This is a genomic window from Nocardia sp. XZ_19_385, assembly GCF_015355755.1.
Taxonomy (GTDB): Bacteria; Actinomycetota; Actinomycetes; order Mycobacteriales; family Mycobacteriaceae; genus Nocardia.
The window spans coordinates 1,450,807-1,468,901 of sequence record NZ_JACVEE010000002.1 but is presented as its reverse complement, the minus strand read 5'-3'; the positions used below and the strand labels follow the sequence as shown (position 1 = coordinate 1,468,901).

General features: G+C 68.1%; 17 protein-coding genes and 1 riboswitch. Of the genes, 9 read left to right on the top strand and 8 right to left on the bottom strand.

What is annotated here, in order from left to right:
• Positions 1-80 precede the first annotated feature (80 nt).
• Positions 81-902, bottom strand: coding sequence for a crotonase/enoyl-CoA hydratase family protein (locus tag IBX22_RS19530; RefSeq protein WP_194816960.1), 822 nt, complete (start codon positions 900-902; stop codon positions 81-83).
• A 142-nt stretch (positions 903-1,044) separates the two neighbouring features.
• Here IBX22_RS19530 and IBX22_RS19525 point away from each other — a divergent pair, with 142 nt between their 5' ends.
• The 3 genes from IBX22_RS19525 (at position 1,045) to IBX22_RS19515 (ending at position 2,586) form a co-directional block, all read left to right on the top strand.
• Entirely contained in the window at positions 1,045-1,371 is a 327-nt protein-coding gene (locus tag IBX22_RS19525) for a 2-oxo-4-hydroxy-4-carboxy-5-ureidoimidazoline decarboxylase (RefSeq protein WP_194816959.1), read from the top strand.
• A 120-nt stretch (positions 1,372-1,491) separates the two neighbouring features.
• Complete coding sequence (locus IBX22_RS19520) at positions 1,492-2,043, top strand: flavin reductase family protein (protein ID WP_375540256.1); 552 nt, start codon at positions 1,492-1,494, stop codon at positions 2,041-2,043.
• Positions 2,044-2,142: 99 nt separating this feature from the next.
• Positions 2,143-2,586 carry a hypothetical protein gene (locus IBX22_RS19515; protein ID WP_194816958.1) on the top strand — a complete coding sequence of 148 codons (444 nt, stop codon included), beginning with the start codon at positions 2,143-2,145 and terminating at the stop codon, positions 2,584-2,586.
• Positions 2,587-2,693: 107 nt separating this feature from the next.
• Here the strand turns inward: IBX22_RS19515 and IBX22_RS19510 are convergent, their stop codons facing one another.
• A complete protein-coding gene (locus IBX22_RS19510) occupies positions 2,694-3,749 on the bottom strand; it encodes an alpha/beta fold hydrolase (RefSeq protein WP_194816957.1) in 1,056 nt (351 codons plus the stop codon).
• A gap of 198 nt (positions 3,750-3,947) precedes the next feature.
• On the opposite strand from IBX22_RS19510, the gene IBX22_RS19505 reads away from it, so the two are divergent.
• On the top strand, positions 3,948-4,325 hold the full coding sequence (locus IBX22_RS19505) for a glyoxalase superfamily protein (RefSeq protein ID WP_194816956.1): 378 nt from the start codon (positions 3,948-3,950) through the stop codon (positions 4,323-4,325).
• Between the two features lie 47 nt (positions 4,326-4,372).
• Positions 4,373-4,825, top strand: coding sequence for a DUF2752 domain-containing protein (locus IBX22_RS19500; protein WP_309234689.1), 453 nt, complete (start codon positions 4,373-4,375; stop codon positions 4,823-4,825).
• Between the two features lie 34 nt (positions 4,826-4,859).
• On the opposite strand, the gene IBX22_RS19495 is transcribed toward IBX22_RS19500, so the two are convergent.
• The 3 genes from IBX22_RS19495 to IBX22_RS19485 form a co-directional block, all read right to left on the bottom strand.
• The gene (locus IBX22_RS19495) at positions 4,860-6,194 is read right to left on the bottom strand and encodes a M1 family metallopeptidase (protein ID WP_194816954.1); all 1,335 of its coding nucleotides are present in this window, start codon (positions 6,192-6,194) and stop codon (positions 4,860-4,862) included.
• Positions 6,194-10,105, bottom strand: coding sequence for a Pls/PosA family non-ribosomal peptide synthetase (locus tag IBX22_RS19490; protein WP_194816953.1), 3,912 nt, complete (start codon positions 10,103-10,105; stop codon positions 6,194-6,196). Before IBX22_RS19490 ends, IBX22_RS19495 begins: the two co-directional genes overlap by 1 nt.
• A gap of 141 nt (positions 10,106-10,246) precedes the next feature.
• Positions 10,247-10,882, bottom strand: a complete 636-nt coding sequence (locus IBX22_RS19485) for a LysE family translocator (protein ID WP_194816952.1) — start codon at positions 10,880-10,882, stop codon at positions 10,247-10,249.
• Between the two features lie 126 nt (positions 10,883-11,008).
• Positions 11,009-11,123: riboswitch (SAM riboswitch) on the top strand.
• Between the two features lie 47 nt (positions 11,124-11,170).
• Between IBX22_RS19485 and IBX22_RS19480 the strand changes: the two genes are divergently transcribed.
• A complete protein-coding gene (locus tag IBX22_RS19480) occupies positions 11,171-12,481 on the top strand; it encodes an aminotransferase class V-fold PLP-dependent enzyme (protein ID WP_194816951.1) in 1,311 nt (436 codons plus the stop codon).
• A gap of 51 nt (positions 12,482-12,532) precedes the next feature.
• On the opposite strand, the gene IBX22_RS19475 is transcribed toward IBX22_RS19480, so the two are convergent.
• Positions 12,533-12,826: a hypothetical protein gene (locus IBX22_RS19475; protein ID WP_194816950.1), complete on the bottom strand. Its 294-nt coding sequence runs from the start codon at positions 12,824-12,826 to the stop codon at positions 12,533-12,535.
• A 155-nt stretch (positions 12,827-12,981) separates the two neighbouring features.
• Here IBX22_RS19475 and IBX22_RS19470 point away from each other — a divergent pair, with 155 nt between their 5' ends.
• Entirely contained in the window at positions 12,982-13,623 is a 642-nt protein-coding gene (locus IBX22_RS19470) for a TetR/AcrR family transcriptional regulator (protein ID WP_194816949.1), read from the top strand.
• An 87-nt stretch (positions 13,624-13,710) separates the two neighbouring features.
• Positions 13,711-15,114, top strand: a complete 1,404-nt coding sequence (locus tag IBX22_RS19465) for a lipase family protein (RefSeq protein WP_228538877.1) — start codon at positions 13,711-13,713, stop codon at positions 15,112-15,114.
• A gap of 3 nt (positions 15,115-15,117) precedes the next feature.
• Here IBX22_RS19465 and IBX22_RS19460 read toward each other — a convergent pair whose 3' ends face one another.
• Positions 15,118-15,474, bottom strand: coding sequence for a MerR family transcriptional regulator (locus tag IBX22_RS19460; protein ID WP_194816948.1), 357 nt, complete (start codon positions 15,472-15,474; stop codon positions 15,118-15,120).
• A gap of 65 nt (positions 15,475-15,539) precedes the next feature.
• Between IBX22_RS19460 and IBX22_RS19455 the strand changes: the two genes are divergently transcribed.
• A complete protein-coding gene (locus IBX22_RS19455; protein ID WP_194816947.1) occupies positions 15,540-16,646 on the top strand; it encodes an alkene reductase in 1,107 nt (368 codons plus the stop codon).
• Between the two features lie 66 nt (positions 16,647-16,712).
• Here IBX22_RS19455 and IBX22_RS19450 read toward each other — a convergent pair whose 3' ends face one another.
• Positions 16,713-18,089, bottom strand: coding sequence for a prolyl oligopeptidase family serine peptidase (locus tag IBX22_RS19450; RefSeq protein ID WP_309234688.1), 1,377 nt, complete (start codon positions 18,087-18,089; stop codon positions 16,713-16,715).
• Between the last annotated feature and the right edge of the window lie 6 nt (positions 18,090-18,095).

Genomic DNA, 18,095 nt, shown 5'->3' with positions numbered 1-18,095 from the left:
CTTTACTTGCATCAATCAATTAGTTGCTTGATACAAGTAGTACGCATGGCGAAAGGAAAGGGCAAACGATTTCCTGGGCTTTACCGCCCCTTGAACTGCGGCTCCCGCTTCTCGAAGACCGCCTGGATCGCCTCGGTGAGGTCCTCCGACGGCAGGAATGCCGCGTTCCACGCCGAGACATAACGCAGGCCCTCGGCGACGGCGGACTTGTCGCGCTGGTCCAGCACATCCTTCACACCCTGCACCACCAGCGGCGGGTTCGCGGCGATCTCGCGCGCGGTGGCGTGCGCGGCGTCCAGAGCGGCTTCCTGATCGTCGAACACGTCGTTGATCAGGCCGATCTTCTCGGCGCGCGCGGCGTCGATGTCCTTGCCGGTGTAGGCCAGCTCGCGCAGATGGCCCTCGCCGATGATGCCCGGAAGCCGGTGCAGCGAACCGATATCGGCGACGATGGCGACCTTCGCCTCACGCAGGCTGAACTTGGCCTCGGCGCTGGCGTAGCGGATGTCGACGGCCGCGATCAGGTCCAGGCCGCCGCCGATGCACCAGCCGGAGACCGCGGCGATGATCGGCTTACCGCAGTCGGCGACCGCGGTCACCGAGGCCTGCATGCTGCGGATCTCCTTGAGGAAATCGGTGCGCGGCGCGGCGAGCGCCTTCTCGGCGAGCAGCGGGCCGAAGGTGCCGGCCATGGCGGGCAGATCCAGGCCGTAGGAGAAATGCTTGCCCGAACCGGTGAGCACGATGGCGCGCACCTCGGGGTCGGCGTCCAGTTCGATGAAGATGAGCGGGAGTTCGCGCCAGAAATCCGGGCCCATGGCATTGCCCTTGCCGGGACCGGTCAGCGTCACCTGCGCGACGTGGTCCTTGGTCTCGACGGTGAAGGCCTTCCAGTCAGTCATTTGTACAGCGTACTGCGCAGCCCCTATGCCGTCCGCGCGGTGTAAAACCTGCGCTAAATCGCTGCCATACGGCTGGTATCGGGCAGGCGGAGCGGCGGATCATTGGCACATCAGCAACCTGCACCACGGGTCGGAGGCCATCATGCTGATGCATCAAGGAATCGGACTCGACCGCTTCAACACCCTGACTCGCGGTCGCGCCGTGCACGCCCTGTTCGAATGCTGCGCCAATGTCACCTGGGCCGCCCGGCTCGCCGACGCCCGGCCCTTCCCGGATCGGGACGCGCTGCTGGCCATGGCGGATGTCGAGGTACTCGCCCTGTCCCAATCCGATCTGGATCGGGCGCTCGACGCGGTGGTGCACGAGCCGCTGACCGGGCGGACGGTGGGCGAGCTGGCCCGGGTCACCCGGGACCGGATCGACGCCATGCTCGGGCCCAGCGACGGGTTTCCGGAGTACCGCAGCTAGTTCGATTCGGCGTGGATCGAATCACTTCTTGCCCTGAACCCACAGCTCATCAGGGTTGTCGCGGAGCCACGATCGGGCACGCCCACGCGAACCCGGACGATCTGGGCGTAGTTTCGTCGTGTGACCGAAGCACTACCGCCCGAGACCGGCATCGAGATCCCGGATGACCTGAGCGGCATCACCGCCGAGCTGTACCGCGCCTCCATGCGCCACTATCCGGCCGGCGTCACCGTCGTCACGCTCAACTCCCCCAGCGGCCCGGTCGGCTTCACCGCCACCTCGTTCGCGTCGCTGTCGCTGGAACCGCCGCTGATCTCGTTCAACATCGCGCACACCTCGTCCAGCATCCAGGCCATGCTGAACGCCGAATCGGTGGTCGTGCACATCCTCGGCGAACACCAGCAGCACTTGGCGCAGCGGTTCTCGCGCAGCGCCGAGCAGCGGTTCACCGATCACTCGCTGTGGACCACGCTGCCGACCGGCGAGCCGGTGCTGCACGGCACTCCGATCTGGTTCAGAGCTACTGTCCAGCAGCTGATTCCGATCGGCGACCACACCTTCGTCGTCGCGCTGGTCACCCGCGTGCACGATCAGACCGACGAAAAGCCCTCCGCCGCACCGCTTCTCTACTACAACGGCCGCTACCATCGCCCGACCGAACTGGACCACTGAGGTCCCATCTGGTCATTCCGTTTGAAACGAATACTTCGGGAGACTCGACAGACAGCACAGTTTGTCCGCGGGGGGACCCATCTCACCGAGGGAGTTTTCATGAAACGGACCATCACAGCCCTTGCCGGAGTAGCCGCTGTCGCGCTGGCTCCGGTCGTCCTGACGGCGCCGGCCCACGCCGCGGACACCGTCTACTTCAGTGTCGGCAGCCGCAACTGCGCGATCGCGCCCGACGGCACCGTGGGTTGCGACTTCGGCGCCGACCCCGCCCGGCTGCAGTACACCTTCTTCCCGGTCCTGATTCCGGTGAACGACATCGTCATCGACCAGCCGTGGCTGCCCGCCCACCCGACCTTCAGCCCCGGCTCGCGCACCCTGCCCGGCGGGAACCCGAGCATCTACGACGTCAAGACCGGCGACGGCGCGTGGGGTCCCTACGTCGAGTTCGCGGGCGCACGTTGTGAAGTCGGTTTCCACGGCAGCTTCGGCTGCAAATCCAAGGGCCGGTCCTGGAACGAATACAGCGGCATCGTCTCCGCGTAACCCCCTGCCCAGCAAGGAAAGCCCCGCAACTCCACTAGGAGCTACGGGGCTTTCCTGTGGCGTTACTTCTGGGCCGGGCGTCGTTGACCGCCCCAGGAGAAACGAACTCAGACCGCGGTAGCGGTCCGCTGGCGTGTGCGCTCGACGAGCGAGACCAATTCGGCGTTGAACCGGTCGGCGGCCTCGACATTGCCGAGGTGGCCGGTCGGCCAGACGTGGTAGTCGACCAGGCTGCCGACACCGCGCAGCGCCTCGACGATCGGGCGGCTCATCCGTTCCGGCAGCAGTTTGTCGTGCGCGCCCGCGATCACGGTGGTGGGCACGGTCAGATTCTCGGCGGCGGCGCCGAGGTCCATTTCGGCGAGTGCGGCGGCATGCAGGCCACGGGCCAGCGGCCGGCAGGAGCGCACGACACCGAAGGAGAAGTTCACCTCGTCGGCGGTGGCGGTCGCGGCCATCACCCGGTTCTTGAAGATCAGGTTGACCGGCCACAGCCCGGGTAGTGGCACCGGCGCGGAAAGCACTGTCTCAGCCAGCATGATCGGCATGCGAACGCCCGCGCCGAACAACGTGACCGGGCGCTTCGCCACCGACAGCGGCTTGTTGAACAGGGGTAGGAGATCGGTCTCGTACCGGATGCCGCCCGCCGCCGTGTTCACCAGCAACACCGCGGCAGCGCGCTCGCGTACCTGCTCCGGATAGCGAGCGGCCCACGCCTGCAAGGTGATTCCGCCCATGCTGTGCCCGGCGAGCACGGCGCGGCGGCCGCGCGGCAGGGTCGCGTCGAGGACGGTGCTGAGGTCGTCGGCGAGAGTGTCGGCACTCGGGGTGCGGCGGCCGAGGTCGCTCGCACCGTGGCCGCGCTGGTCGTAACAGACCACCCGATACCGGTCGGCGAGCGCGTTGATCTGCGGGTTCCAGTACTCGATGCTGCAGCTCCAGCCGTGGATCAGGACGATCACGTCGCCGTCCGCGGGGCCGTAGGCGTGCACCCGGAGCCGGGCTCCGTCCACGGTGGTCACCGGGATGATCTGGGGCGGGGTGGCGGGCTTGTTCAAAGCCGCGGTGGCAAAGGTGCGAGACCGCAAACTCGCACGGTAGGCGGCGGTTAGCGGCTCGGCGCCGCGGACCCCTGCCAGCGTCTTCATCGACGTGACCAGCATTCGAGCACTCCTTTGTGTCTGCCGCCACACTACAGTGCAAGCTGCGTGCTAGCTAGTGCAAGCACTCGATGACGGAAATCCTGGCTCAAACTGTTGGATACCCGAAAATCGGTCCGGCGAACAAATGCGTTGGAGCCCGAAAATGCCGGAGCGCCAGATGTTCCGGAGGTTGTCGGTGCGCGCTGGCATGATCGCGGCATGGCGACCGAGCAGATCGGCCTCGCGGCCCCGATACCCGTCCTGCGGATGTTCGAGGTGGCCAAGGCCTACGAGTTCTACCGCGACTATCTCGGCTTCACCGTCGATTGGGAGCACCGGTTCGGCGATGATTTCCCGCTCTACGCCCAGGTGTCGCGGTCCGCGGCGAAGCTGCACCTGAGCGAGCACCACGGCGACGGCACGCCCGGGTCGGTGGTGTGGGTCGCGGTCGACGACATCCATGCCTTCCATGCCGAACTCGCGCGGAAGGAGTACCGGTACGCCAAACCTGGCTGCCCGGAAGACGGTCCGGGCGGGCCCGGGTTCGCTCTGACCGATCCGTTCGGCAATATCCTGCGGTTCGCGCAACCGGAGTAGCGGATCGCATGGCGGCAAGGGTGGCGGCGCGGCTACCGTTGTTGCTTGTGAACAGCACGCACCTCGCCTCCGGACCGGCCCCGCACCCGGCGAAGTATTCGGGCTGGCGCGCGCTGCCCGCGCCGCTGGTCACCGCGGCCGCCGGTATCGGAGCCGTTGCGCTGCTGCACTTCCGGGATCCGCACGTGGAGGGGTCCTACGGGCTCTGCCCCGTCTACGCGCTCACCGGGATCTACTGCCCCGGCTGCGGCGGCATGCGCGCGATCCACAACCTGACCGACGGCCGGATCATCGATTCGCTGCACAGCAATCTGATCGCGATCCCGCTGCTGCTCACCTTCGCCTGGTTTGTCGGCATGTGGACCATGCGCGCCTGGCGTGGGCAACGACTGACGCTCCCGCAGGTCAACCGGCCCGCGATGGTGGTCGTGGCTATCCTGGTCGTGATCTTCTCGATAGTTCGCAACACCCCGTGGGGCACCTGGCTCGCCCCCGTCTGATTGTCCGAGAGCTGGCCGCGCGCTACCTGGTCTTCTAGCGGGTAGGCGGCGGCAGCGCGGGCAGTGGCTCGCGACGCAACCAGCTGTCCCACAGCGCGTGTAGCGGCAGCGAGCTGTAATGCCCGGCCAGATCCGTGAACTCCTCGGTGTCGACCGAGGAGTGCTGGTAGCGGATGGTCCAGTCCCGCAGCAGATCGAAGAACGCGAGATCGCCGAGTTCCAGGCGCAGCGCGTGCAGGGTCAGCGCACCGCGCTTGTACACGCGGTCGTCGAACATGCGCAGCGGACCGGGGTCGCCGACGAGGATGTCCTGCGGCTGCCGCGCCAGATTGTGCCGGGCCGCGCGGGCCTGCTGGTCGGCGGTGGGGCCGCCGGAGGCCTCCGACCAGATCCATTCGGCGTAGCAGGCGAACCCCTCGTGCAGCCAGATATCGCGCCACTGCCGGATGGTGAGGCTGTTGCCGAACCACTGGTGCGCCAGTTCGTGCGCCACCAGGCGCTCGGCCCCGCGTCGTCCGTCGCAGTGGTTCGCGCCGAACACCGAAATCCCTTGCGCCTCAATGGGGATTTCCAGGTCGTCATCGGAGACCAGCACGGTGTAGGCCTCGAAAGGGTACGGCCCGAACAGTTCGGTGAACAGCTCCATCATCTCGGGCTGGCGCGCGAAGTCGTGCTCGAAGTGCAGGCGCAGCCGGGCCGGCAGCACCGCGTGCATCGGTACCGGGCTCTGCATAGGGCCGACCCGATACCGCTGATACGGCCCGATCTGAATCGTCGCCAGATAGGTCGCCATCGGTTCGGTCTGCTCGTACACCCAGGTGGTCTGGCTCGCCCTGGTCTGCTTGCGCAGCAGCTTGCCGTTGGCGAGGGCGTAGAACGGGCTGTCGGTGGTGATCGAAATGCGGTAGCTGGCTTTGGAACTCGGATGATCGTCGCAGGGAAACCAGGAGGCGGCGCCGTTGGGCTGGCTGGCCACCAGCGCGCCCTCGGTCAGTTCCTCCCAGCCGACCTCACCCCACGGGCCGCGCACCGGTTTCGGCACACCCGCGTACTGCACGGCCAGCACCAGTGCGCCGCCCGCCGGGATCTTCTGCGTCGGCGTGATCACCAGTTTGCCGTTCTGGTGCGCGTACTTCGCGACCTTCGCGCCGTTGATGGAAACCTTGGTGACAGTGAGCGATTGGGACAGATCCAGTGCGAACCGATCCCGGGCGGCGGTGGTGACGGCGGTGATATCGGCGCGCCCGGTCAGCCGATTGCTGGCGACCTTGTAGACCAGGTCCAGCTCGTAGCGCGAGACGCGGTAGCCGCGGTTGCCGTTCTGCGGCAGGTATTCATCGATCGGCGGCTCGTAGAACTTCGCCGCCATCAGCGGTCACCGGACCACGGAGCGATCGGGTTGCCCCACCACCGGCTCGACGGCGGCACCGAATCACCGCGCATCACCAGCGAGGCGGGCCCGATGGTGGCGCCCGCGCCGATGCGCGAGGCGGGCAACGCGACGCAGTGCGGGCCGAGGGTGGCGCCGGGCTCGAGGGTGACGGTGTCCATCGCCATGATGCGGTCGTGGAACAGGTGGGTTTGCACCACACAACCGCGTTCCACGGTCGCGCCGTCGCCGAGAGTCACCAGGTCAGCCTCCGGTAGCCAGTAGGACTCGCACCATACCCCGCGGCCGATCTGTGCGCCGAGCCCCCGCAGCCACAAATTGAGTACGGGCGTGCCGGTCGCGGCGCGGGCGAACCAGGGCGCGGCAACGGTCTCGACGAAGGTGTCGGCCACCTCGTTGCGCCACACGAACGAACTCCAGAGCGGATGCTCCCCGGCCCGGATTCGGCCCACCAGAAGCCATTTCGCGGCCACCGCGCTGGCGCAGGCGACCGCACCGGCAAGCAGCAGCACCCCGCCGCTGAGCAGGGCCGCGATCAGGTGGCCGAAGGTCTGCGCCAGCCAGGCCAGCGTGAAGATCACGCCGAGGCCGATCGCGAAGGTGACGAATACCGGGATCAGCCTGCAGGTTTCGACGATGCCGCGGGCTATGCGCAAGCGGGCGGGCGGGTCGAAAGTGCGCTCGGTGCTGGCGCTTTCCGATGCGCGGCGCAGCCGGACGGGCGGGCTACCCAGCCACGAGGAACCGGCTTTCGCCTTCGACGGCGCGGCCGAAAGTACAGCCACCAAGCCATTTTTCGGCACCCGGCGGCCCGGCGCGGTCATCCCGGAATTGCCGAGGAACGCCCGCTTGCCGACCTTCGCCTCCCCGATCCGCAGCCAGCCGCCGCCGAGTTCGTAGCTGGCGATCATGGTGTCGTCGGCCAGGAAGGCGCCGTCGGCGACGGTGGTGAACTTCGGCAACAGCAGCACGGTCGACGCTTCCACCCGCTTGCCGATCTTGGCCCCGAGCAGCCGCAGCCAGATCGGGGTGAGCAGGCTGGCGTAGAGCGGAAACAGGAAAGTGCGGGCCGAGTCCAGCAACCGCTCGGTGGACCAGACCTGCCACCCGACGCGGCTGCGGACCGGGTGATAGCCCTCCTTCAGGCCGATGCTGAACAGCCGCACCGCGAGGATCGTGACTGCGGCATAGACCCCGAGACTGAGCAGCACGGCGACGGGCAGGATCGCGAAGGCGCGCGCGAGTCCGGCAGTGAGCGTGGGGGTATCGCGCACCCACCAAGCGATGAAGACACCACCGGTACCGAGTCCGATGATCGGCACAGCCGCCAGCACCATCGAGGTGATGCCGAAGATCAGCACCCAGTGCGCGGCGCGCGGCGGTGTGGTGTCGGGCCAGCGGTGTTGCGCCTTACCTACTTTCACCGCGGGCGAGCCACCCCACTCCTGCTCCGCCTTGACCTTTCCCGATACCGCGGATCCGGGTGCGATCTCGGCGTTCTTGCCGATCTTGGTGCCGGGCAGCAGGATCGATCGCGCGCCGACGACAGCGCCGGGCCCGATGGTGATCGGGCCGATGTGCACCAGGTCGCCGTCGAGCCAATACCCGGACAGATCGACCTCGGGTTCGATGCTGCAGCCGTCCCCGAGTTCGAGCATGCCGGTGACCGGCGGCAGGGTATGCAGGTCCACGCCCTGGCCGATCTTCGCGCCGAGCGATCGCGCGAACGGCACCATCCACGGTGCGCCCGAGAGGTTCTCCGCACCGCTGGCCTCGGAGAGCCGCACAGCGGTCCACAGGCGCAGATGCACCCAGCCGCCGCGCGAATAGCTGCCGGGCTCGACACCGCGCAGCAGCACGCGGGACCCGATGACGCACAGCAGCATCCGTCCGGGCGGGGAAATGAACAGCAGGAACGCCACCAGCGCCCACCACCAGGAGAGATGCGGCAGCCACGGCAGCGCACCGGATCGGGCGGCGATATTGCCGACGATCCCCAGCCAGGTCAGCCACTGCAAGCCGGTCAATGTGGTCAGCGGGATGGTCGCGAGGACCTGGAACAGCTGAGCGCTCAGCGGGGTCGGGCGCACGACGCGCTCGTCGACGGCCTCGACCGGGGCGCTGGCATCGAGGAAGTCGGCCAGCGCGCCGAGGCGCGGATGGTCGTAGAGATCGGCGACCGCGACATGGGGGTAGCGCTCACGCAGTGCGGCAACCAGCTGCGCGGCCGCCAGCGAACCGCCGCCGAGGTCGAAGAAGTCGGTATCGGGCCCGGTGGCCTCCGCGCCGAGAATCGAATCCCAGAGTCCCGCAACCCATTGCGCGGTCGACGACAGCACGGTGTCGGCATCGGGGTCTTTGTTCTTGGGTAGCGGCCAGGGCAGCGCATTCCGGTCGACCTTGCCGGAGGTGCGGGTGGGCAGTTCGGCAACCACGGCCAGACGGGGCACCAGCGGAGCCGGAAGCTGTTCGGCGAGAATGGCCCTGGCACGGGCCGCGTCGAAGCCGTCATCCGGGCCGGTCAGGTAACCAACCAGAATCTTGTTGCCCGCCTTGGTGGTTCGGATCGCCGCTGCCGCGCCGGTGACTCCGGGCAGATGCTGCAAGGCGTTGTCGATTTCACCGAGTTCGATCCGGCGGCCACCCAGTTTGATCTGATCGTCGGCCCGGCCGAGGAAGACCAGGCCCTCCCGGTCATTGCGCACCAAATCGCCACTGCGGTAAGCGCGTTCCCAGCCGACCGACGCGAGTGGCGCGTACTTCTCGGCGTCCTTGGCCGGGTCGAGGTACCGGGCCAAGCCGACGCCGCCGATGACCAGTTCGCCGGATTCCCCCTCCCCCACCGGATTTCCCTCGGCATCGACGACGGTGAGATCCCAGCCATCGAGTGGCAAACCGATCCGAACCGGCCACTTGCCGTTGAGCAGTGCGGCACACGCGACCACGGTCGCCTCGGTGGGCCCGTAGGTGTTCCATACCTCCCGGACGGTCTCCGAATTGCCATTGCCCGCGAGCTTTTCCGCGAGTTCCGGTGGCACCGCCTCGCCACCGAAGATGAGCAGCCGGACCGAGTCCAGCGCCTCCGCGGGCCAGGTCGCGGCCAGCGTCGGCACGGTGGAGACGATGCTGATCTCGCGGCGCACCAGCCACGGACCCAGGTCCGCGCCGGTCCGCACCAGCGCGCGCGGCGCGGGCACCAGGCACGCACCGTGCCGCCAGGCCAGCCACATCTCCTCGCAGGAGGCGTCGAACGCGACCGAAAGACCCGCCAGCACCCGGTCATCGGGCCCGATCGGGGCGTCCTGCAAGAACAGCCGGGCCTCGGCGTCGACGAACGCGGCGGCGTTGCGATGGGTGACCGCAACACCTTTCGGCGTTCCGGTCGAACCGGAGGTGAAGATTATCCACGCGTCGTCCGCCGGCGTCGGCAACTCGGTGGATTCCCGTGCCGTCGTGGCAGTTTCGACCCCGGTGCTTTCGATGCCCGCACCGGTCACGATCGCACTGACGCGCGCTTCACCGAAGACCAGCCGCGCGCGCTCGTCGGGATCGTCGGCATCGACCGGCACATAGGCCGCGCCCGCATGCAATACCGCCAGGATCGCGACATACAGGTCGCTGGAGCCGGACGGCATCCGCACCCCGACCCGGTCCCCGGCCCGCACACCCGCCGCAGCCAATCGCCCGACCACGGTGTCGACCTCGGCGAGCAGTTCGGCATACCCGAGGACGGTCGTACCGTCATCGATAGCGGGAGCGTCGGGATAGGTGTCGGCGGTCGCGGCCAAGATGTCGGCCAGGGTCCTCGCAGGCGGGGCAAGAGTGCCACGCAGCAACGGATTCGATAGCGCGTCCCCGCCCGCTACGGCATCGACCTCCGGCTGGAGCATGCGTCCTGCCCACCTCTCATAGACCTACCTAGCGCAGACGGCGGAAATCTTGCACGACCAGGGTTACCAAAGGGCAAACACCACGGGTAACCAACTGTCCACGGTACCTCCGGTAACGCCGGATTTCGCGTCGGCGGGGTCCTATGCGGCCGAGGCCACAGTGCCGATACCGAGGGCGGCGAGGATGCCGGCGGAGGCCTGCTCCAGGCGGTCGCGCACGGCAGGCTTGCGCAGCAAGGTGACGGCCCGCGAGGCGAGCACCGCGACCAGCACCATTTCGATTGCGGCAATGGCGGATTCGATGGCACCGAGCGCGAGGGTGTTGACGAAGGTCACCTCGGAGAGGAACTGGGGCAGCACCGCCAGGTAGAACAAGCCGACCTTCGGGTTGAACAAGCATGAGATGACGCCCGCAGTGAACGCTGAGCGAATCGACGCGGGTGCGGCCGCGCGCCCTTGCGCCGACGCCGTCTCGTTGCCTGCCTTCCGCTGCTTGCGCAGGTCGATCAGCGCGCGAATTCCCAAGTACAGCAAGTACATTCCGCCGATCAGTTTCAGCAACCGGTAGGCCGTCGCGGACTGTTCGAGCAGCGCGGCGACGCCCGCGGCGACCACCAGCGCCCACACCATGCCGCCCAGCGCCGAACCGACGGCCGCCGCGATCCCCGGTCGGGCATCCGCGATCGAGTAGCGCAGCACCAGGAACGTATCCGGGCCGGGCGTGAGCGAGAGCAAGACGCAGAGTCCGACGAAGCTGAGCAGCAGCGAAAGTGTCACCCCTCCATGGGACCGCATCCGCACCGAGAATGCAAGATTATTCCTAGGACTGCATTTTCATTCACCCATGGAGCCTGCGGACAAGGCGGTTGACAGCACGCCGGTCCGTCTGCCAATCTCGGTTCAGGTCATGAGTACCAGCGCTAAGCCCCGGCTAGCTGGTCGGCAACCCTCCTCCGCGGTGGGGTGCTCCGGGTGACGACCCGGCCGTACGCCCATTCGGGCGCGGCAAGCGCGGACTCGACCGATCTCTCGATTGCGGGTCCCTGGAACGATGGGATTTACGTGATGACTGCTGTGGCCACCAAGACCTGCGCCCCCCTGGCTCGGGTATCCGGCGACGACCTCCAGGTACCGCTCGTGCAGGGCGGAACCACCACCTACGCCAACTTCGACTACGCCGCCAGCGCCCCGGCATTGGCCCAGGTCACCGACCGGGTGCAGCAGCTGCTGCCGTTCTACGCCAGCGTGCACCGCGGCGCCGGCTACGCCTCGCGCATCTCCACCGAGTGCTACGAAGCCGCCCGCGGTTCGGTCGCCCGTTTCCTCGACGCCGCCGACGACCAGGTCGTCGTCTTCACCCGCAACACCACCGACTCGCTGAACCTGCTCGCCGCCTGCGTCCCCGGCGACACCGTGGTCCTCGACATCGAGCACCACGCCAACTTCCTCCCCTGGACCAAGCACGGCCGCCGCGTCGTCCGCGCCGCCGACACCATCGAGGAGACCATCCGGCTACTCGTCGCGGAACTGTGCAGCAAGCCCGCCGCCCTGCTGGCCGTCACCGGCGCCTCCAACGTCACCGGCGAAGTGCTGCCGCTGGAGCGCCTCGCCCAGATCGCCCACCAGTGCGGCGCCCGCATCCTCGTCGATGCCGCCCAGCTGGCCCCGCACCGCCGAATCAGCCTGCGCGCCAGCGGGATCGACTACCTGGCATTCTCCGGCCACAAGCTCTACGCACCGTTCGGCTCGGGCGTCCTCGTCGGCCGCCGCGACTGGCTCGATCAGGCCGAGCCGTACCTGGCCGGTGGCGGCGCCGTTCGCGAGGTCACCACCACCGGCGCCCAGTGGGCTCCCGCCCCGCAGCGCCACGAAGCCGGCTCGCCGAACGTCCTCGGCGCCGCCGCCCTCGCCGCCGCCTGTGACGCCCTGTGTCAGATCGACCCCGCCACCCTGATCTCCCACGAACGCGAACTCGCCGACCGCCTCCGCGCGGGCCTGTCCGCCATCCCCGGCGTCACCCAGCTGCGCCTCTGGTCCGACAGCCCCGACGTCGTCGGCATCGTCGCGTTCACCCTGAACGGCTTCGCACCCGGCGAGGTCGCCGCCTACCTCTCCGCCGAGCACGGCATCGGCATCCGCGACGGCCGATTCTGCGCCCACCCCCTCCTCGCCCGCCTCGGCCTCGACGGCGCGCTGCGCGCCAGCATCGGGCTCGGGTCCAACTCCGCCGACGTCGACCGGCTCGTCCAGGCCGTGGCCACCCTCGTGGCAAACGGCCCGAGCTGGAAGTACGCCAAGACCGACGGTCTCTGGAACCCCACCCCCGAGACCCGCGACTTCGCCGACGCCGCCGCCGGTGCGGCGCCCTGCCTCTAGACCGACTGCCGCCCGGGATGGAAACCATCCCGGGCGGCAGCCCGGCAGCCGCTACTTAAGCTTGGATTCGAGTTCCCCGAGTCGCTTTTCCAGCTCATCGACCGTTTGGATGAGATCCGACATCCTGGTCGAGAGTCCACCCTTGGACTCGCTCGCACCCTGATCGTCGGCCTTCTCCTCAGCCTTCGCCCCGCCTTCCTGCTGCGGCTCGCCCTCCGGATCCTGAGCCGTCACCCGCGGCGCCGTGACCGCGGTCGTTCCCGTATCGGCCGCCGCGAGAGCGGGCCCCTGCAGAGCTACGCCGATGGCGGCCGCGGCCACGATCACTAGCGAGATTCTTCGCATCGACTCTCCTATTTGTGGGGTGTTTTCCAACAGAGCGAGCCCGATCCTAAGAACCGAACGCACTCGCGACCCCGAACAAACCGCCCGCCCACCTATCCCCACCCAGTGCGCCGTGGCCGCCGTCCGACCCACGCTCCGCATTACGCTGTGCGGCGATGGGTACGTCACAGACCAGGCACAGCTATTCCGGACAGTCGGTCCTCGAGCGACGTGCGGAGCGCCGGGCGTTGTTCATCGAGGCGGCGCTCACCGTGTTCGCCGGCAAGTCCTATGCGAAAAGTTCTGTGACAGAGATCTGTTCGGCGGCGGGCCTGTCGCGGCGGCAGTTCTACGAGGAGTACGCCAGCCGCGAAGACCTGCTGATGGCCGCCTACGACGCGGCGCAACAGGCCGCCCGCGCGGCAGTCGCGACGGCCGCGGCGGAGACGTCCGGCGGCTCGGCTCGGGAGCTGGTATCGGCGGGGCTGACCGCCTACCTGGCGGCGATGGTCAGCGATATCCGCCGAGCCAAGGTCGCCTACGTGGAAGTGGTCGGAGTCAGCGACCGAGTCGAGCAGCACCGGCTCGGGGTGCGCGACGAGTGGGCGCGAACCATCGAGGCAATCGCTGCGAACCTGCCCGAGGTGCACACCCCGGCCTGCGGCTGGCCCACGGCCATGGCCGGATTCATCGGCGCGCTGAATGGCGCGGCCCATCACTGGAGCATGGACGAGCAGCGGCCGCCGGTGCGGGCCCTCGTCGAGATGTTGTCGACGCTGCTGTTCGCGCTGCTGATCCCGGCACCCGCCGAGGACTGATTGCGATCCCCGTCACGTTCGTGCCATAGTGACCTCCAACATTGAGACGCAGGTGTCTCAATGCGGGAACAAGGATGAGGGTCGACGATGACCGAGTGGAAATCACGCGTGCTGCGCCGCACCGCAGCCGTGATCGTGGGTATGAGTGCGGTACTGGCCGGGACCACCACGGCCGTCGCGGAACCGGAACCGTCGGCCCAGCCCACCATCCAGGGCGCGGCCCCGGTCCCCCTGCCGCCGGAATTCGATGCGGCCTTCTATAACCCGCCCGCCGAGGCAGTGGCCAACACCCAGCCCGGCGGTCTCATCGCGATCCGGCAGGTCAACGTCGCGAATTTCGGGATCATCCCGCTCAATGTCGACGCCTGGCAGGTGTCCTACCGCTCCAACAACACTGCGGGACAACCGATTCCGGCCGTCGCCACCGTGCTGAAGCCGCGCGGCGCGGCCCCGGAACCGCGCAAACTGCTGTCCGTCCAGATCGCAGAGGACTCCCTCGCCGGTTACTGCGCGCCGTCCTACGCGCTGCAGTTCCTCTCGGTCGCCAGCTTCGCCGGGCAGATCGTCGCCCCCGCCGAATTCATTTTCGCGCAGGCCGCGCTGCAACAGGGCTGGGCTGTCGTCATCCCCGACCACCAGGGCCCGAACTCGGCATATGCGGCCGGCCCGCTCGCCGGGCGGATCACCCTCGACGGCATTCGCGCCGCCACCTCCTTCGAGCCGCTGGGCGTCGGGACGTCCGCGCCGGTCGGCATGTACGGCTACTCCGGCGGAGCGCTGGCCACCCAGCACGCCGCCGAATTGAAGCAGAGCTATGCCCCCGAACTGAATGTCGTCGCAGCGGCCACCGGCGGCAACGGGCCGGACCTCGGCGCCGCGCTCGACATGGCCAACGGCCAGGCGACCGCCGGGCTGGTCTTGGCCGCGGTCATCGGATTGACCCGCGAATACCCGTATTTCGCCGAGTACATCGATCGCAGTATCGACCCGCTCGGCCGAGCGCTGATCACGGCCAAAGGCCCGCTGTGCGTGCAGTACCAGTCCATGCTGCTGCCCTTCGTCGACCTGAAGGGGCTGCTGTGGTCTTCGGCGGGCGACCCGATGCGGCATCCGGCGGTGCAGCAAGTCATGGAAGAGACCCGGCTGGGTAAGACGGTCCCGGATATGCCGATGTTCGTCTGGCACTCCCGCTGGGACGAGATCCTGCCGCTGGGCTCGGCCAATCAGATGGTCGATAGCTACTGTGCCGACCCGCGAGCCAACGTCCAGTACACCCGGGATTGGGCCAGCGAACACATCGTCGCCGAAGTCAGCGGTGGCCCCGCCGCCCTGCTCTGGCTCCGCGATCGGCTGAATGGCGTTCCCGCGCAACAGGGTTGCAGCACCACCGACGTCAGCTCGATGGCCGCCGCCCCGGGCGTCCTGCCCTACGCCGGCTCGATCCTCGGTGAAACCGTGATGTCCCTGTTCGGAAAGCCCATCGGCTCCTGACAGTCAGACAGCGGCCCGCCCGATGACATCGTCGAGCACCTCGCGGGAGCGCAGCAGATCACGGATCTTCCGGTCGATGCGCTCCCGTTCGGTCCTCAGCTCGTCCACCAGTTCCGGGGTGGCGAATTCGTTGGCCCCGCCGTCGGCATCGCGCATACACGGCAGGATCTGCGCGATCTTCTTGCTGGACAACCCCGCCGCGTACAGCTCCTGGATGTGGATGACCCGGTCCACGGCCATCTCGGGATAGTCCCGGTGGCCGCCCGGGGTGCGCCCGGAGACCAGCAGCCCCTGCTCCTCGTAGTAGCGCAGGGAGCGCTCACTGACGCCGGTGTGTTCGGCCAACTCTCCGATTCGCATCCGCCACCTGGCCTTTCAGATCCGGGCTTGATTCTGACATTGATGTCAAGTTTTAACCTACTCGCATGACGCACAACGCAGCACCCACCAGCCTCTTCGACTCGACCCGGATCGGCGCCGCACAGCTGCCGAATCGTCTTGTGATGGCGCCGATGTCACGCAATCGCGCCGCTGCCGACGGCACCCCCACCGACCTCATGGCCACCTACTACGCCCAGCGCGCCGGCGCGGGGCTGATCATCGCCGAAGCGGCGACCCCCAACCTGGTCGGCAAGACCTTCGCCGGCATCCCCGGCATCTACACCGACGCCCACATCGCCGGGTGGCGGCGGGTCACCGACGCGGTGCACGCCGAAGGCGGCCGGATCTTCCTGCAACTGCAGCACGGTGGCCGCATCGGTCACCCGGACAACACCGGGCTCACCCCGATCGCACCCTCTGCGATTCCACTACCCGACACCATCCACACCGCCCGGGGCGCTCAGCCCGCAGTCCGGCCCCGCGAAATGACCATCGACGAAATCCACGCCACCACAGCCGATTTCGCTACCGCCGCCCGCAATGCGATCACAGCCGGCTTCGACGGCGTCGAAGTGCACAGCGCCAACGGCTTTCTGCTGCACCAGTTCCTGTCCGGCAACACCAATCACCGCACCGACAGCTACGGCGGCTCCCTCGAAAACCGCATCCGCTTCACCACCGAAGTCGTCGCAGCCGTCACCGCCGCGATCGGCCCGGAGCGCGTCGGCGTCCGCATCGCCCCCGGCGTCACCGCCAACGCCATCGCCGAATCCGACACCGCCGAGCTGTACCCCGCCCTGATCGCGGCCCTGTCCACCCACAACCCGGCCTACCTGCACGTTGTCTTCGCCGATCCGGATTCCCCGGTCTTCCAGGACATCCGCCACACCTGGTCCGGCACCCTGATCGCCAACCCCTACCTCGGCTGGGGCGAACCCCTCCCCGCCGACGGCGGCAAACAGCACGCCGAACGCCTCCTCGCGGCAGGCGCCGACCTCATCTCCCTCGGCCGCCCCTTCCTGGCCAATCCCGACCTGGTCGAACGCCTACGCCGGAACGGCCCCATCAACCCGTTCCGCGACTCCTACTTCTACGGCGGCGACGCCACCGGCTACACCGACTACCCGGCCCTCACCCCGGTCCCGGCTTGATCATCGCGTTGGCGCAGAAGTCGTACGAGGGCCAGCAGCAGGACCTCGACGGCATTTCTCGCCTACTCAGGGGAGCAGCAGGCCCCAATAGAGTGCCCAGAGCACGAATCCTGTTCCGCCGCAGACCAAGAGGGACCACCGCGTACGTGCGCCGATGTTCGAGCCTGCGAGGGTGTGGCGGGCGCGAGCGAGCACGAACCCGAGCGCGACCACTGCGCCGAGGGCGATCAGCTGCAGTGCCAGCCACGGCAGGGTGCGGCCGAACAGCAAGGGGCCGAACGAGGTTGCTCGGGTGGTGAGGATGTAGCCGAGCTGGACAACGGTGCCCGCGATACCGATCACCGTCGCGCACACCAGCACTCGTGCCGGCACCCGATCAGACAGTCGCCAGGACTTGACCACACCGGTGCACACATAGCCGGCCATGGCCAGGATCATGCCGAACAGCAGGCTCAGCTGCACCGCGGTCGACTCCCACCAGGAGGCAGGTTCCAGTGCCCGCACCGAATGCCCCTGCGCTGCGGGTCGATCCGCCGAGGGCGGTGCGGCCGAGGCCGGGAGGCCGTTCACCCACTCGCCCATGAGCTCGCCGTATCCCGGCGCCAGCTCGGGGAGTTTGTCGAAACCATTGGTGGTCGACTGCCCGCCGTGCTGAGCGTTCGGCAGGGTGCGGAGCGTGTAGTTCGCCTTTCCGACACTGTCGAAGGCGGCCTGGAAGCCGCGCAGACTGTCACCGGGTGGCGTGAGACGGTCCTGGTCACCCCAGATCGCGAGCACCGGTTGCGTGATTCGCTGCAGCACCGGAATCGGATCGTAGTCGGCCTGCGCGAACTGGCCGGCGGCTACCAGCTGACGAATACCGTTGCGGGCCAACACTTCGACCATCGAACCCCGTACGCCTGCCGCGCCGAACCGGGTCTCGTTGGCCCACGCCTGTTGCGCGGCGGGTGCGGCCGAATTCGCGCCGATCGTGATCAGAAAGGCGGCCTCGGTGGATCGTGAAGCAGCCAGTGGCGCAACCCATCCGCCCTCCGACAGCCCCCACAACCCGACACGCGCAGGGTCGACTTCGGGCCGATTCCGCAGAACGGCGAGGCCTGCCAGCGCATCGTCAGCCAGGAGGGAGTAGTCGCGGTGCGATGGCGTGTACCCCTCGGTGCGCTTGTCGTAGCGCAGCGCGACGATGCCCGCGCGGGCGAAGGCCTCGGCGACGAGGTTGTAGTGCTCGCCGCGGCCGTCGCCCGATCCGTGCACGAGCACGACGCCCGGCCTGCCGGTCGCGCCTGCCGGGGCGTGCAGTGTGCCGGTAGTGGTTGTGCCATCACCTCGGTCGAAGGTGATCTCGGTGGTGCTGACGGCGGTCTGCGCATGCGCCGCCGGAAGCCCGACCGCGGCGGCAATCGTGATGGCCAGCAATACAATTCGTCGAAAGAGCGTGAGCACGTCGAA